Below are 14,799 nucleotides of genomic sequence, written 5' to 3'. Positions count from 1 at the left end.
GATGAAAGATCTGGATCAGGTACTTTCCGTTCTCCTCGATGCCGAGGATGAGGCCGAAAGGACCGTCGAGGAGGCCCGCCGCAGGGCGGCGACCCTTCTGGAGGAGACGAAGAGGGCCTCCGTCGTCGAGGGCGAGCAGAAGCTTGCCGCGGCCCGGGAACAGGCCCGGTCCCGGCTCGAAGGGGCTCGCGCCGCCTCGGAGGAGGAGGCGCGCCACATGGCCCAACTGGCCCAGCAGGAGCGCGATGCCCTTGCCCTCCACGCCCGGGGGCGCATGGAGGCCGTCGCTCGGGATATAGCGAAAGAGGCTGCCGAAAGGTGGATCGGTCAGGGCCGGGACCGTGGTCCTCTCTCCTGATCTGGGCGGTCGACTCTGCGCCGGCGGCCGTGCCCGGGCCTCGACGCTGCTCGACGACGCCTTTTTCTGGAGGCTTCTCGACTGCGACTCCGTCGAGGAGATCGCCTTCGCCCTGGCAGGAAGCGAGCCCTATGCCCCCTTTTTCGAGGGCCTGGAGCCGAAGGGGTTGGCTCGGGCCCAGGTGGAGGAGGTCGTCTCCGTCGTCCCCTTTCTCGAGGCGGAACGGTTTTTCGTCCATTTCAGGGGGCCTTCCCTGCGCCTCCTTCAGACCTTTCGCGACCGCTGGGTGATGGAGTTTCTCAAGCGCCTTCTTCGCCGTCTCCGCGCCGGTCACGTCGACAGGGCCTATCTGAAGCGCCTCGTCGACCGTTTTCCCCGCACGCCCTATCCTCTGCCGAGCCTCGTCGAGGCCACGTCCTTTCTGGAGGTGGCCCGTCTTCTGGCCGCCACGCCTCTCGGGCCCAAGGCGGCAGCCATGGTGGCCCAGCTCGACGATGCCGCGACAGGGCTTTTCCCCGTCGAGATGTCTCTGGACCGGCGTCTCTTTTCTCTGACCCTCGCGGCCTGCCGGGCCCTGGGCGGCTCCGTCGGAAGGCAGCTGGCCGACCTTTTCGGCACCGAGGCCGACCTGGCCAATCTCTCCTGGATCCGGCGCGGTCGGCGCTACTACGCCATGGACGGCGCCGAGCTGATGGGGGCTCTCATGCCCGGAGGACGCCGCATCGGGCGGAGGGAGTTGAACGCCCTCGTCCAGGCGCCCTCGGAGGAGGAGCTCTGGCGGAAGCTCCAGTCGGGGCCCTACGGCGACGTCTTCCCCGACGACGAGGCCCGCGAGGAGCTGTCGCTGGAGAGGGCCAAGCAGCGGCGTCTGCGGGAGGAGGCCCTCCGCGTCTACCGAAGGGGGCTGCCGGGCCTGCAGAGCGTCGTGGCCCTGCTTTTTCTCCGGCGCTTCGAGGCCTTCGACCTCGTCACCCTCGTCGAAGATGTCCGTTACGGTTTTGACCGACGGCAGGGAGCCCTTTTCCTCTGCCGACCCCTCATCCCCGGAGGTGAAATCCGATGGCCCTCCTGAAAATGAAGGCCCTTTCCCTCATCGGTCCCCTCGAAGAGGTGGAAGGAATGGCGCGTCACCTGCTCCTGAAAGGGGCCTTTCAGCCCCTTCCCCTGGGGCTCTGCGTCTCCGACGCCTCGCTTCGGGCGGGCCTCTCCACGGTGCGGGAGAATCCCTACGAGGAGCCCCTGGAACAGCTGGAAGCGGTCTGGCGCCTGGCCCGACGGGAGATCCCCGAGGCCCGTCCCCTTTCCGTCGACGTCGAGTTGACGCCCTCCCGGGCCAAGTCTCTCGTCGATCAGGTCGCCGGAAAGCTGACCCTGTGGCATCGCCGCTCGCAGGAACTGACCGATTCGATGGAGACTCTCGAGGCGGGGTGCATCTTCCTCGAGGCCCTGGCCCGCCTGCGCCGCGATCCCCGCGATCTTTCCGAGGCCCGCCATCTCTCCGTCCTCTTCGGGCGCATCGACGAGGACAACTGGCAGAGGCTCCGCGAGTCCTCCCGCGATGCCCCTCTGATTCTCCTCGATCTGGCCCTTCGCGGGCGCCAGCGCTGGATCCTTGCCGTGACCGTTCCGGGCTATCTCGAGGGGGCCCAGAGGCTTCTCGATTCCCTGCTTTTCAAGGTCTATCCCCTCGACGATCTGCCCGGCGGAAGCGCCTCAGAGGCTCTGGCCCGGCTCCGCCGCCGCCAGTCCCACCACAAAAGGGCCGTCGAAGGTCTCCGGACGGCCGTTCAGACCTATCTCGACAGCCACGAGGAGGAGCTGGCCGCCCTTCATTCACGGCTCCATTCGGGCCAGAGAATCTGGGAGATCTGCCGCGAGGGAGGGCAGATGGGACGACTCCACCTCGTCTCGGGCTGGCTTCCCGCCGACGAGCTGCCCCAGCTGAGGGAGGAGATGGCCCGGAGGGCTCCGCGGACGGTCCTCGTCGCCGCCGATCCCGAGCCGGAACAGATCGAGCGCGGCCTCGTGCCGTCGATGCTGAAGAATCTCCCTCTCGTCCGGGCCTTTCAGGATATCGTCGCCCTCTACAGTCTCCCCTCCTACGGCGAGAGAGACCCCTCCTTCGTCGTCGCCGTCACCTTCTGCCTCTTTTTCGGGTTCATGTTCGGCGACGTCGGCCATGGCGCCCTGCTGGCCCTGGGGGCCTGGTGGCTGACGCGCAGGGGAACGCTCTCCCGGGGGCTCGGCGCCGTCGTACAGCTGGCGGGCGTCGTCTCCGCCCTCTTCGGCTTTCTCTACGGCAGCGTCATGGGGAAGGAGGACCTGATCGAACCCCTCTGGCTGTCGCCGATGCACGATACGTCCTCCCTTATCGCCGCCTCTCTCGTCACCGGCGTCGTCTGCCTGTCCGTCGCCATGATCCTGGGGCTTCAGGAGAGCTGGAAGGAGAGGGATTGGGGCGAATTTCTCCTGGGCGAGCGAGGGGTGGCCGGACTCCTTCTCTACTGGTCGGCCGTCCTTCTCGGCGTCTCGGCTCTGACGGGATGGGGCGGAGATGCGGTTTTCGGTCCCCTCCTTTCGGTGACGGTAACCCTTGCCGTCCTCTTCCTCCTGGCCGGAATCGTTCCTCTGCCGGGACGGAAAGGGAAAAAAAGAGGGAGCGCCGCCGTCGAGGGCTTCAGCCGATTTCATCACCTCTTTTCCTTCCTGAGCAACACGGCCTCCTTCGTCCGCCTGGCCGCCTTCGCCCTCAATCACGCCGGGCTCTCCATGGCCGTTTTCCTGCTGGCGGACCAGGCGGCAGCCCTGCCCGGAGGGCTGATCCTCCGGTGGCTGCTCCTCGTCCTGGGCAATCTGCTCATCGTCCTCCTCGAGGGACTCATCGTCTTCATCCAGACCCTGCGCCTCGAATACTACGAGCTGTTCGGCAAATTTTTCCGCGGCGGAGGGCGTCCTTTCCGCCCCGTTCCCTGGGGGCGACCAGCGGCTTCGCTCTACCGCTACGAGAAATTGAAGAAAGGGGTTTCATCATGACCGGTTTGGCTCTGCTTGTCGTCGTCTCTTTTTCCACGGTCTTCGTCGGTTTTCGCCTGCGTCGCCGTTTCCCGTCGTCGCCGAGGAAGGTCCTCGCCGCCGCCGTGACGGCAGGCGGTGTCGCCATGGCGGCGGCCCTGGTGACGACTCTGCTCGAGGCGCCCGCCCTGGCCTCGACGGGAGTCGCCTCCGCCTCGTCGGGACTGGGGTTCATCGGGGCGAGCCTGGCCACGGGAATGGCCTGCCTCGGCGCCGGCATCGCCGTCGCCATGGTCGGTGCCGCCGCCCTGGGCACCGTGGCCGAGAAGCCCGAACTTCTGGGCACGACGCTCATCTACCTGGGGCTGGCCGAGGGCATCGCCATTTACGGCGTCATCGTCTCTCTGCTGATCCTGGGAAAACTCTGATCCCTTGAAGGCCCTTCTGATCAGCGACAGCCAGGAGGCCCTGGCCGGGTTCCGTCTGGCCGGCGTCGAGGGACGCCTCGTCGACAGGGAGAGGATCGCCTCCGTCGTCGACGAGGCCCTGGACGACAAGGAGCTGGCCCTTCTGATTTTCACCGAGGAGGCTGCCTCCTGGGTCGCCGCCACGATAGGAGAGCTCCGGCTTGAGGGAGGACTTCCCCTCGTCGTCGAGGTTCCCGGGCCGGAAGGCTCCCTGCGGGGCCACGATTTCATGGATCGTTTCTTGGGCAATGCCCTGGGGGTGAAAGCCTGATGAGAGAACAGGAAGGCGGCAAGGTCGGGGCCCTTAGGGATCTTCTCCTCGACAGGGCCGACTCGCAGAAGGAGGCCCTGGTCCACTCGGCCGAGGCCGAGGCCGAGGCCTGGAAAAAGGCCGAGGAGGCTCGCCTCGAACAGCAGGTGGCCCTGATCGTCGACGAGGCCCAGGCCAGGGCACAGGACATCCGCCGCCGTCAGCTGGCGGCCATGGAGAGGGAGCGCTCCCTCGAGCGCATCCGCCTTCAGAACCTCCTCCTCGACGAGGGCGTGCGCCGCCTCGAGGAGGCCCTCGTCGCCCTTTCCTCGCGGCCCGATTTCGACGACATCCTTTTCGGTCTGGCCCTCGAGGCCATCTCCTCTCTGCCCGGGGCCGACTCCCTCGTCCTTCGCCCCGGTCCCAAGGAGAAGCCCCATGTGGCCGGCCTTATGAGGCGGCTTTCCGAGGCTCTGCCGTCGATTCGTTTCGAGGCCTCTCCGGAGGCCGCCCCCATCCTGGGCGGCCTCTGGATCGAGACGTCCGACGGGCGGAGACGTGTTCCGGCCGATTGGCACTCCAAGGCCGGAGAGCTGCGGGAACGCCTGGCCGAAGCGCTCCTGGCGGCTCACTAAGAGGGCCGCCGTGGAACGTCAGGGCCGAATCGTCGCCATCAACGGACCCGTCGTCAGGGCCCGAGGTCTCGCCGGGTTCGCCATGAGGGAGATGGTCGAGGTGGGCCCCCTCCGTCTTCTGGGCGAGGTCATACGCCAGGAGGGAGACGAGGCCATCCTTCAGGTCTTCGAGGACACTCAGGGACTCCTGCCGGGAGAGCCCGTCGTCGGCCTCGGCGAGCCCCTCTCGGTCACCCTCGGGCCGGGCCTCGTCGGCGCCATCCTCGACGGAATCGGTCGTCCTCTGGGCGCTCTCATGAAAAAGAGCGGCCCCTTTCTGGGCCGGGGCGGCGGTCTCGAGCAGCTCGACGAAGACCGCAACTGGGAGATTTTCCCTCAGGTGACGAAGGGCGATATCGTCACGGCCGGAACGCTTCTGGCCACGGTGAAGGAGACGCCTCTCGTCGAACACCGCCTCCTTCTGCCGCCGGACATGGAGGGTGAGGTTCTCGAGGTCCTCCCTCAGGGTTTCCACGACGGGAGAGCCTCCCTGCTCCGCCTCCGCGACGGCTTCGGCCGCGAGCGTGTCCTGCCTCTGATGCAGCGCTGGCCCGTCCGCAGGGCGCGCCCCGTGCGCCAGCGCCTTCTGCCCGAGGAGCCCCTTCTGACGGGACAGCGCGTCATCGACGGCTATTTCCCCATCGCCCGCGGCGGCGTGGCGGCCATCCCCGGCGGATTCGGCACGGGCAAGACGGTGACGCAGCACCAGCTGGCCAAGTGGAGCGACGCTCAGCTCGTCGTCTACATCGGCTGTGGCGAGAGGGGCAACGAGATGACCCAGGTCCTGGAGGAGTTCCCCTCCCTGGAGGACCCCAAGACGGGCCGTCCCCTCATGGAGCGGACGATCCTCATCGCCAACACCTCCAACATGCCTGTCGCCGCCCGAGAGGCCTCGATCTACACGGGCCTCACCATCGCCGAATATTTCCGCGACATGGGCTACGACGTGGCCCTCATGGCCGATTCGACGTCGCGCTGGGCCGAGGCCCTTCGGGAGATCTCCGGTCGCCTGGAGGAGATCCCCGCCGAGGAGGGGTTCCCGGCCTACCTGCCGTCGCGCCTGGCCGAATTCTACGAGAGGGCCGGGCGGGTGACGACCATGGGCGGGGAGCGGGGCAGCGTCACCCTCATCGGCGCCGTCTCCCCTCCGGGAGGCGATTTCACCGAGCCCGTCACGCGCCACACCAAACGCTTCATCCGCTGTTTCTGGGCCCTGGAGCGCGACCTCGCCTCGGCCCGTCACTACCCGGCCATCAGCTGGATGAACTCCTACAGCGAGTATGCCGCCGAGGTCCGACCCTGGTTCGAAAGCCACATCGATCCCCGCTGGGGAAGCGTGCAGGACGAAGTGCGGCGCCTCCTCTCCGAGGACGAGCGGGTCCAGCAGGTGATCCAACTCGTCGGAGAGGACGTCCTCCCCGACGAACAGCGTCTCGTGGCCCTCGTGGCCTCCATCATCAAGATCGGATTCCTCCAGCAGGGAGCCTTCGGCCCCGACGCCTTCTGTCCCCCGGCCAAGACCTTCGCCATCATGGAACTCATCGTCCACTTCTACAGGAGGGCCAGGGACCTCGTCGCCAAGGACGTCCCGCTCCGTCTCATCAGGGAGGCCAAAGAGGTGGAGGCCCTCTACCGCCTCCGCGAGATCTCCGTCGCCGATCTCGCCTCCTTCGAGGAGATCCGCCTGAAACTGGAATCGCGGCTCGAGCGCATCGGCACGGAGCGCCTGGCCGTAGGGAGGGATCGTCGATGAGCCTTGCGGAATATCGGGGCCTGGCCTCCATCGAGGGGCCTCTCGTCGTCGTCGACGGCGTCCGCGGCGTCGGCTACGACGAGGCCGTCGAGGTCGTGGGACCGGACGGCTCCCCCCGGCGGGGGCGGGTCGTCCTCGTCGAGGAGGACCGGGCTGTCGTCCAGGTCTTTGCCGGAACGGCGGCCCTCGTTCCCGACAGAAGTCGCGTCCGTTTCCTGGGCCGTCACCTGGAGATGCCTCTCGACCCCTCCATCCTGGGAAGGACCTTCGACGGGCTGGGCGAGCCGCGAGACGGCTGCGGTCCCGTTCTGGGAGGCCTGCGCCGCGACATCAACGGCCGCCCCATCAATCCCATGGCCCGCTCTTACCCGCGGGACTTCATCCACACGGGAATCTCCGTCGTCGATACGCTCATGACCCTCATCCGAGGGCAGAAACTGCCCATCTTCTCCTCCAACGGCCTGCCCCACAACCACCTGGCCGTTCAGATCGCCTCTCAGTCCCGCCTCGTCGCCGGAGAGAACTTCGCCGTCGTCTTCGTCGGCATCGGCATCCGCAACGACGACGCCGCCTACTTCATCGAAGCTCTCCGCGACGCGGGGAGAGGACAGCCGCCCGTCGTCTTTCTCAACCTGGCCTCGGACCCCGTCATCGAGCGCCTCGCCGTTCCTCGGGCCGCCCTGACCGCCGCCGAATATCTGGCCTTCGATCTGGGCTACCATGTCCTCGTCGTCATGACGGACATGACCAACTACTGCGAGGCCCTTCGGGAGCTGGCCGTGGCCCGAGGCGAGGTCCCGAGCCGCAAGGGGTATCCGGGCTATCTCTACAGCGACCTCGCCTCCCTCTACGAACGCGCCGGCGTCCTTCGCGACCGTCCGGGAAGCCTGACGCAGCTTCCCATCCTGACCATGCCCAACGACGACATCACTCACCCCATACCGGACCTGACGGGCTTCATCACCGAGGGGCAGATCGTTCTCTCACGGGACCAGTTCGCCCAGGGCGTCTATCCCCCCGTCGACATCCCCGCCAGTCTGTCCCGCCTCATGAAGGACAGCATCGGCAAGGGCTTCACCCGCGACGACCATCCCGACCTGGCGGGACAACTCTTCGCCTCCTACAGCAAGGTGCAGGAAGTGCGGGCTCTGGCCGGCGTCGTCGGAGAGGACGAACTGGGCTCCGTGGAAAAGAGCGTCCTCCGCTTCGGACGGGCCTTCGAGGCGCGATTCCTCTCCCAGGGCGAGGCCGAAGACCGCGAGATCGGCGCCTCTCTCGACCTGGCCTGGGAGCTGCTGGGCCTTCTCCCTCGATCGGAGCTGACCCGCCTGCCCACGCCCCTCATCAAAGAGCACCTCGGCTGAGACGATCGGGTAAGAGGGCCGACGCGCGTCGGCCCTCTTACCGCGGGGTTCTCCCTTCCGGACGGGGGGAAAATCGACGCGGATCACGGCAGAAAAGACAGGGGCACCGTCGTGAGTCGCACCTCGGGTCGGGTTCCCGACCCCTGCTCGGCAGGTGGAAACAGGATGGAAGCCCACGTCCAGCCTGCGGTCAGGAAGAGCCTGAAGGACGGAAACGGTTGCCTCGACCTCGCACCTGCGAGGTGATTGGAACGGGCCTCTTGATCGGCGGATCCGACGGAGTTTGTCTTGAAGCGCCTGCGGATTCGGGCTGATGCAGGACCGAAGGGACCTCCCGACGGCCTTTTCCGGAAAAACCACGGAAGGGGCCGTCGGGAGGTCCGGCCTTTTCGACGAAGGGCTCTCCTCTCGGGAGGCGGCAGCCTTTTCCCGAAAGCCCGCCTTCCACCTCTCGCGGCCCGGTTCGGACGCGGGCGGGGCGCCCCGCAGGGGGCGTGAACGTCGCTGCCGGAGGAAGGGGCGGCAGGCGCCGAGGCGAGAAAGACGGGCGGAAGGGATCTTCGGACCCCTCTTTTCGCCACGCGGCTTTTTCTCACGAGCGTCCGTCGCGAAACCGACCGGAAGGGGGGAGGCTCGGGAAGGGGGCCTTTGTGCCTTCCTAAAATCTTACGGCGTGTTAAACTATTCGCGTAGGGTCCCCTCGGCAGGAGGGGACGCGTGCCGTTTCCTTTCTCTTTCGGCGGACAGGGCGCCGAAAGGGACGGGGCTGCGGGTGTGGGAATCGGCGAGTTTAAATATTTTGACATATCGCGCCAAGTGTATAAAATATACGGCAAAGGCTCTTTGCGATGCGACGTTCCGTCTCCGCCCCCCCTTCCTGACCTTTTAGCGACGGAGCTGGGCAGACCCAGGACAGGAGGCACGAAAATGACAAGACAGAAGGTAATGATCGACGGCAACGAAGCGGCGGCCTACTCGGCGCACCTGACGAACGAAGTGATCGCCATCTACCCGATCACGCCGTCGTCGAACATGGGCGAATGGGCGGACCAGTGGTCCTCGGAGGGGAGGACGAACATCTGGGGCACGGTGCCCTCGGTGGTGGAAATGCAGAGCGAAGGAGGCGCGGCGGGGGCGCTCCACGGGGCGCTCCAGGCCGGATCGCTGGGCACGACCTTCACGGCCTCCCAGGGTCTTCTTCTCATGATCCCCAACATGTACAAGATCGCCGGCGAACTGACGTCGACGGTCATCCACGTCGCGGCCCGCACCGTGGCGTCCCACGCCCTCTCCATCTTCGGCGATCACGGCGACGTCATGGCCGTGCGCCAGACGGGCTTCGCCCTTCTGGCCTCGGGATCGGTCCAGGAGGCCATGGACATGGCCCTCATCGCCCAGACGGCGACGCTCTCGTCGCGTGTCCCCTTCGTCCACTTCTTCGACGGCTTCCGGACCTCCCACGAAGTGGCGAAAGTGGAACAGCTCACGGCAGAAGACGCCCGCGCCATGATCGACGACGGCCTCGTCCAGGCCCACAGAGAAAGGGCCCTCACGCCGGACCGTCCGCGGATCCGGGGGACGGCGCAGAACCCCGACTACTACTTCCAGGCCAGAGAGGCCTCCAACCCCTGGTACGAAGCCTGCCCGGGCCACGTCCAGGCCGCCATGGATCGGTTCGCCTCCGTCGTCGGCAGAAGCTACCACCTCTTCGACTACGTCGGAGCCAGTGACGCCGAGCGCGTCGTCATCCTCATGGGAAGCGGAGCCGAAACGGCCCACGAAACGGTCGAGCACCTGATGAAAGCGGGAGAAAAAGTGGGCGTCGTCAAAGTGCGCCTCTACCGCCCCTTCTCGGCGACCCACCTCCTGGCGGCCCTCCCGTCGAGCGTCCGCTCCGTCGCCGTCCTCGACCGCACCAAAGAGCCGGGCTCCCAGGGAGAGCCCCTCTACCTCGACGTCAAAGCGGCCCTCTCCGACGGGCGCCCCTCGGTGCGCCTCATCGGAGGGCGCTACGGCCTCTCGTCGAAAGACTTCACGCCGGCCATGGTCAAAGCCGTCCTCGACGAACTCAAAAAGGAACAGCCGCAACAGCCCTTCGTCGTCGGCATCGACGACGACCAGACCCACCTCAGCCTCGCCTACGACAGCGCCTACAGCACGGAAGACGAAAAAACCGTCCGCTGCCTCTTCTGGGGAATCGGCTCCGACGGCACCGTAGGGGCCAACAAAAACTCCATCAAAATCATCGGAGACGACACGGACAACTACGCCCAGGGCTACTTCGTCTACGACTCCAAGAAATCCGGAGGTCTCACCGTCTCGCACCTGCGGTTCGGCCCGAAAGAACTGAGATCGTCCTACCTCATCGGCCAGGCCAACTTCATCGCCTGCCACGTCTTCACCTACGTCGAAAAATACCGTCTCCTCGCCCAGGCGGCTTCGGGAAGCACCTTCCTCCTCAACAGCATCTACGGCCCGGAAGACGTCTGGGACCGTCTGCCGCGGGAACTGCAGAAAGAAATCATCGACAAACAGATCCGCTTCTACGTCATCGACGCCTACAAAGTGGCCCACGAAACGGGAATGGGCGTCCGCATCAACACCGTCATGCAGACCTGCTTCTTCGCCATCAGCGGAATCCTCCCCCAGGACGAGGCCATCGAAGCCATCAAGCGGAGCATCAAAAAGACCTACGGAAACAAAGGCGAAGCCATCGTCAAAAAGAACTACGCCTGCGTCGACGCCTCCGTGGCGAACCTCCACGAAGTCAAAATCCCGAAGGAAGTGACGAGCAGCTTCGCCATGAAACCCGCCGTCCCCGCCGAGGCGCCCGAATTCGTCAGAACCGTCCTGGGTCCCATGCTCGCCAACGAAGGAGACAGCCTCACCGTCAAAGACGTGGCCCTCACGGCCGACGGCACCTTCCCGACGGGCACGACCCAGTGGGAAAAGCGCAACATCGCCATGGAAATCCCCCAGTGGGACCCGGAAACGTGCATCCAGTGCGGCAAATGCGTCCTCGTCTGCCCCCACGCCGTCATCCGCTCCAAAGTCTACGACGGCGCCCTGCTGAAGGGCGCGCCTGCGACCTTCAAATCGACCGAGGCCAAATGGCCCGCCTTCAAAGACAAAAAATACACCGTCCAGATCTCGCCGGAAGACTGCACCGGCTGCGGACTCTGCGTCCAGAACTGCCCGGCCCGGAGCAAAAAGGAAGAGGGCAGAAAAGCCATCAACATGGTGTCCCAGCCGCCGCTTCGGGAAAGCGAAAAGGCGAACTGGACCTACTTCCTGAGCCTGCCCGACATGGACAGGGGGCAGCTCAACCTGGGAACGGTCAAAGACATCCAGCTCCTGCGCCCCCTCTTCGAATTCTCCGGCGCCTGCGCCGGCTGCGGAGAGACGCCCTACGTCAAACTCCTGAGCCAGCTCTTCGGAGACAGAGCCCTCATCGCCAACGCCACGGGCTGCTCGTCCATCTACGGAGGCAACCTCCCCACCACCCCCTGGACGAGCGACGGAGAAGGACGGGGCCCGAGCTGGTCCAACTCCCTCTTCGAGGACAACGCCGAATTCGGCATGGGCATGCGTCTTGCCCTGGACAAACAGCTCCAGTACGCCCTCGAACTGCTCGAAGGCCAGAAAGAGATCGTCGGCCAGAGCCTGGTCGCGGACCTCGTCGGCGCCGACCAGAGCGACGAAAAGGGAATCGCGGCGCAACGCGAAAGAGTGGCGCGCCTCAAGGCGAACCTGGCCGGGAGGGAAGAGGCCAAGGCCAAAGACCTCCTGAGCCTTGCCGACGTCCTGGTCCGCAAAAACGTCTGGATCCTCGGAGGAGACGGCTGGGCCTACGACATCGGCTACGGCGGCCTGGACCACGTCCTGGCCTCGGGCAGAAACGTCAACGTCCTCGTCCTGGACACGGAAGTCTACTCGAACACGGGCGGTCAGATGTCGAAATCGACGCCGATGGGAGCGGTGGCGAAATTCGCCGCCGGTGGCAAGCCGGCCATGAAAAAGGACCTGGCCCTCATGGCCATGGCCTACGGCAACGTCTACGTGGCGCGCGTGGCCCTGGGCGCCAGCGACGCCCAGGTCGTCAAGGCCTTCCGAGAGGCCGAATCCTACGACGGCCCGTCGATCATCATCGCCTACGCCCACTGCATCGCCCACGGCATCGAACTGAAAAACGGCCTGGAACAGCAGAAAAAGGCCGTCGCCTCGGGCCACTGGATCACGATGCGCTACGACCCGAGGAGGCGAGAAGAGGGGAAGAACCCCCTCACCCTCGACAACAAGGAACCCTCCCTGCCCCTGGAGGACTACATCTACGGCGAGAATCGCTACCGCATCCTCCAGCGGGCCCACCCCGAAGAGGCGGCCCGGCTTCTGGAGCGGGCCAGGGCCGAAAACGCCTATCGCTGGAAGCTCTACCGGCATATGGCCGCCATGGCGGACGTTTAGCGTCGCCGCAGAGGGCAACAGGAAGGAGGAGGGCCGAAAGGCCCTCCTCCTTCCTGTTGTGCCCGGCGGGCCTGACGGCCCTCCCTGCGGTTTCGGGGCGATCAGTCGCCGACGAGAGGCGACGTCCTGCCCCAGGTGCCGGAGAAGACCAGCTCCGTCAGGGGCAGACGCTCGCGGGGGGCCACCTCCATGGCGCGATAGTCCCCCTCGAGCTGCTCGGGGTCGCCGCCGTAGCCCAGGGCGAGGGCCGTCGTGGGGCTGTAGTCGTCGGGAACGTCGAAGGTCTCGCGGACCCTGTCGGGATCGAAACCGGACATGGCGTGAGCGAACATCCCCTCGGCCACGGCCTGGAGCATGAGGTTCTCCAGGGCCAGTCCCCCGTCGTGGGCGGCGTAGCCGTTGGCCTTGCCGTTTCTCGTGAAGGTCTTTTTCGTGACCAGGATGGCCAGGACGGGAGCCGAGGCGGCCCAGGCCTGGTTGGCCTCGACGAGGCAGGCCAGGACCTTGCCGTAGGCCTCTGGGTCCTCTTTGGTGGCGACGATGAAGCGCCAGGGCTGTTCGTTGTAGGCCGAGGGAGCCCAGCGGGCGGCCTCGAAAAGGGTGGCCAGAGTCTCCTTCGAGGGGAGGCGCGTCGAAAAGGCCCTGGGGCTCCATCTGTTGGCGAGGAGCTCGTGGATCGCATGGCCGGCAGGTGCGGGTTTCCTCATGAGAATATCCCTCCTTGTGGTTTGTCCGTCGGAACGGATTCGTCCGTCGGCTCCTATTTTAAACCCTTTTTGCTTTAAGGGCTCCCCTCTCCTTTCTTTTTCCCTGTACCTGGCGGTCGGAGTCGCGAGGTCAGTCTTTCCCTTCCGCTTCGGCCTTCCCGATCAGCCTTTCCCCCGTCGCCACGGTGGCGACGACGCCGGCGACGACGGGGAGGGCGAAGGCGCCGTCGAAGGGCTCTCCCGGGACCCATAGGAAAAGGAGGATGGCCTGGACGACGAAAAGGGCGGCCGTGAAGGCCAGGAGGAAGGCCAGCCAGGAGGGGCCGGGGATGACGTAGCCCCCCTGCGCCCTCCCGTCCCGTCGGCGGAGAGCGATGAAGGCGGCGAAAAGGCCGACGTAGGGGAGGAGGAAGAGGATGGAGGCGAAGGCCGTCAGGGTCCAGAAGAGCTCTTCCGACGTCTCGGCCAGTCGACCGTAGAGGAGGAGCAGCGCCGTGGCCAGGAGCGCCGTCAGGAGCGAGGCGCCCAGGGGGGTTCCGAATCTGTTGTGGCGTTTCGCGAAGAGGGCAGGCAGCTCTCCGGTCTCGGCCGCGGCGGCGGCGACGCGATTCACGCCCAGAGTCCAGCCGATCATGGTGGCGACGATGGAGAAGAGGACGAGAGAGCCGACGGCATCGGCGACGAAGGTGCCCGAACCGTCGGAGCCGAAGACGCGGTAGAGGGCGTCGATGATGCCGTTGACGAGGGAGAGCTCCTCCAGGGGGATCATGGCCTGGAGGCTCAGCGTCGCCGTCAGGTAAAGGGCGGTGATGACCGTCCCCGCCGTGAGGATGGCCCGGGGAACGTCCCGTCGGGGATCGACCATCTCGTCGGAGGCGCCCGACATGAGTTCGAAGCCGGCCAGGTTGAAGAGGAGGATGGGCAGAAAGGCAAGCCCTCCGTCCCAGGTGGGAAGGAGACGCTGCCACGAGAGGTCGTTGGCCGGGGGGTGGTGGAAGAGGTGGAAGAGGGCCGAGGCAAGGAGGCCGGCGACGATGGCGATTTTGGCGAGGGCCCCGGCGTTGGCGATTTCCTTGGCCTGGGCCAGGGGGCGGAGGGAGAGGGCCACCGTGATCCACGTGGCGCCGACGGCGAGGGCGACCTGGCCGGAGAGGGGGAGGTCGGGAAAAAACATCCGCGAGGTCATGGAGGAGAGAAGGATGTAGACGGAGGGGAGTCCCAGGGCGAGCTGGGCCCAGTAGAGCCAGGTCACGCGGGCCCCCCAGCGGGGGCCGAAGGCGCGGGCGATCCACCCTCCCAGGCCGCCTTTTTCGGGATAGGCCGACCCCAGTTCGGCCGAGACGAGGCCGTAGGGGACGAAGAAGAGGAGGGCCGTGACGATCCACCACCCGGCGGCCGATGTCCCGACGGAAGCCGTGGCCGGAAGGGTGTCGATGACGACGATGGCGCAGAGGGTGAAAAGGCTCATGTCGAAAAAGCCGAAGACGTTGTCTTCCCCTCCGAGGGGCTTCCTCCTTTTGCCGCTCATCGCATCAGACTCCTCTCTCCCCTTTTCCATCGGACTTTCATCGTAGCACGAAGAGATGGAAGGATACAGTCCTGTCTCTCATCGAATCGGCCCGGGATCGAACATGAAGTCAAAAGATTGATCTGTTGACAAACAATTTTTTAGACGGTACTCTATCTCCGTGATGATATCGAGACCGGCTACCCTGACCTCAGGGACTGCGCGGCGCCTTCCGCTTCGGGA

Annotated in this window: 11 protein-coding genes; 9 read left to right on the top strand and 2 right to left on the bottom strand. The window is 65.9% G+C overall.

Going from position 1 to position 14,799, the window contains the following annotated elements; genetic code table 11:
• The first annotated feature begins 1 nt into the window (after position 1).
• From KAR29_RS10265 to nifJ, 9 genes are all read left to right on the top strand, one after another.
• A complete protein-coding gene (locus KAR29_RS10265; protein WP_274372899.1) occupies positions 2 to 358 on the top strand; it encodes a hypothetical protein in 357 nt (118 codons plus the stop codon).
• Positions 342 to 1,430, top strand: coding sequence for a V0D/AC39 family V-type ATPase subunit (locus KAR29_RS10260; RefSeq protein WP_274372898.1), 1,089 nt, complete (start codon positions 342 to 344; stop codon positions 1,428 to 1,430). Before KAR29_RS10265 ends, KAR29_RS10260 begins: the two co-directional genes overlap by 17 nt.
• The gene (locus KAR29_RS10255; protein ID WP_274372897.1) at positions 1,418 to 3,391 is read left to right on the top strand and encodes a V-type ATP synthase subunit I; all 1,974 of its coding nucleotides are present in this window, start codon (positions 1,418 to 1,420) and stop codon (positions 3,389 to 3,391) included. The genes KAR29_RS10260 and KAR29_RS10255 overlap by 13 nt, the downstream gene beginning before the upstream one ends.
• Positions 3,388 to 3,798, top strand: a complete 411-nt coding sequence (locus KAR29_RS10250; RefSeq protein WP_274372896.1) for an ATP synthase subunit C — start codon at positions 3,388 to 3,390, stop codon at positions 3,796 to 3,798. Before KAR29_RS10255 ends, KAR29_RS10250 begins: the two co-directional genes overlap by 4 nt.
• Positions 3,799 to 3,802: 4 nt before the next feature.
• Positions 3,803 to 4,108 (top strand): V-type ATP synthase subunit F, encoded by a 306-nt coding sequence (locus KAR29_RS10245; protein ID WP_274372895.1) that lies wholly within the window; start codon positions 3,803 to 3,805, stop codon positions 4,106 to 4,108.
• A complete protein-coding gene (locus KAR29_RS10240) occupies positions 4,108 to 4,722 on the top strand; it encodes a V-type ATP synthase subunit E (RefSeq protein ID WP_274372894.1) in 615 nt (204 codons plus the stop codon). Before KAR29_RS10245 ends, KAR29_RS10240 begins: the two co-directional genes overlap by 1 nt.
• Positions 4,723 to 4,732: 10 nt before the next feature.
• Positions 4,733 to 6,514: a V-type ATP synthase subunit A gene (locus tag KAR29_RS10235; protein WP_274372893.1), complete on the top strand. Its 1,782-nt coding sequence runs from the start codon at positions 4,733 to 4,735 to the stop codon at positions 6,512 to 6,514.
• Entirely contained in the window at positions 6,511 to 7,878 is a 1,368-nt protein-coding gene (locus tag KAR29_RS10230) for a V-type ATP synthase subunit B (RefSeq protein ID WP_274372892.1), read from the top strand. The genes KAR29_RS10235 and KAR29_RS10230 overlap by 4 nt, the downstream gene beginning before the upstream one ends.
• Positions 7,879 to 8,805: 927 nt before the next feature.
• Positions 8,806 to 12,342 (top strand): pyruvate:ferredoxin (flavodoxin) oxidoreductase, encoded by a 3,537-nt coding sequence (gene nifJ / locus KAR29_RS10225; protein WP_274372891.1) that lies wholly within the window; start codon positions 8,806 to 8,808, stop codon positions 12,340 to 12,342.
• Between the two features lie 101 nt (positions 12,343 to 12,443).
• Here nifJ and KAR29_RS10220 read toward each other — a convergent pair whose 3' ends face one another.
• Both KAR29_RS10220 and KAR29_RS10215 read right to left on the bottom strand, forming a co-directional pair.
• Positions 12,444 to 13,049 carry a nitroreductase family protein gene (locus tag KAR29_RS10220; protein ID WP_274372890.1) on the bottom strand — a complete coding sequence of 202 codons (606 nt, stop codon included), beginning with the start codon at positions 13,047 to 13,049 and terminating at the stop codon, positions 12,444 to 12,446.
• A 130-nt stretch (positions 13,050 to 13,179) separates the two neighbouring features.
• Positions 13,180 to 14,577, bottom strand: coding sequence for an APC family permease (locus KAR29_RS10215; protein ID WP_274372889.1), 1,398 nt, complete (start codon positions 14,575 to 14,577; stop codon positions 13,180 to 13,182).
• Positions 14,578 to 14,799 lie beyond the last annotated feature (222 nt).

The organism is Aminithiophilus ramosus, from assembly GCF_018069705.1.
Classification (GTDB): Bacteria; Synergistota; Synergistia; order Synergistales; family Aminithiophilaceae; genus Aminithiophilus; species Aminithiophilus ramosus.
Note: the sequence above shows the minus strand (reverse complement) of the source record. Positions and strands in the feature narration are given on the sequence as shown.

Excerpts from the sequence above, each read along its gene's own strand:
- KAR29_RS10215 (WP_274372889.1), bottom strand. The coding sequence starts at position 14,577 with ATGAGCGGCAAAAGGAGGAAGCCCCTCGGAGGGGAAGACAACGTCTTC.
- KAR29_RS10230 (WP_274372892.1), top strand. The coding sequence starts at position 6,511 with ATGAGCCTTGCGGAATATCGGGGCCTGGCCTCCATCGAGGGGCCTCTC.
- KAR29_RS10220 (WP_274372890.1), bottom strand. The coding sequence starts at position 13,049 with ATGAGGAAACCCGCACCTGCCGGCCATGCGATCCACGAGCTCCTCGCC.
- KAR29_RS10265 (WP_274372899.1), top strand. The coding sequence starts at position 2 with ATGAAAGATCTGGATCAGGTACTTTCCGTTCTCCTCGATGCCGAGGAT.
- KAR29_RS10240 (WP_274372894.1), top strand. The coding sequence starts at position 4,108 with ATGAGAGAACAGGAAGGCGGCAAGGTCGGGGCCCTTAGGGATCTTCTC.
- KAR29_RS10255 (WP_274372897.1), top strand. The coding sequence starts at position 1,418 with ATGGCCCTCCTGAAAATGAAGGCCCTTTCCCTCATCGGTCCCCTCGAA.
- nifJ (WP_274372891.1), top strand. The coding sequence starts at position 8,806 with ATGACAAGACAGAAGGTAATGATCGACGGCAACGAAGCGGCGGCCTAC.
- KAR29_RS10250 (WP_274372896.1), top strand. The coding sequence starts at position 3,388 with ATGACCGGTTTGGCTCTGCTTGTCGTCGTCTCTTTTTCCACGGTCTTC.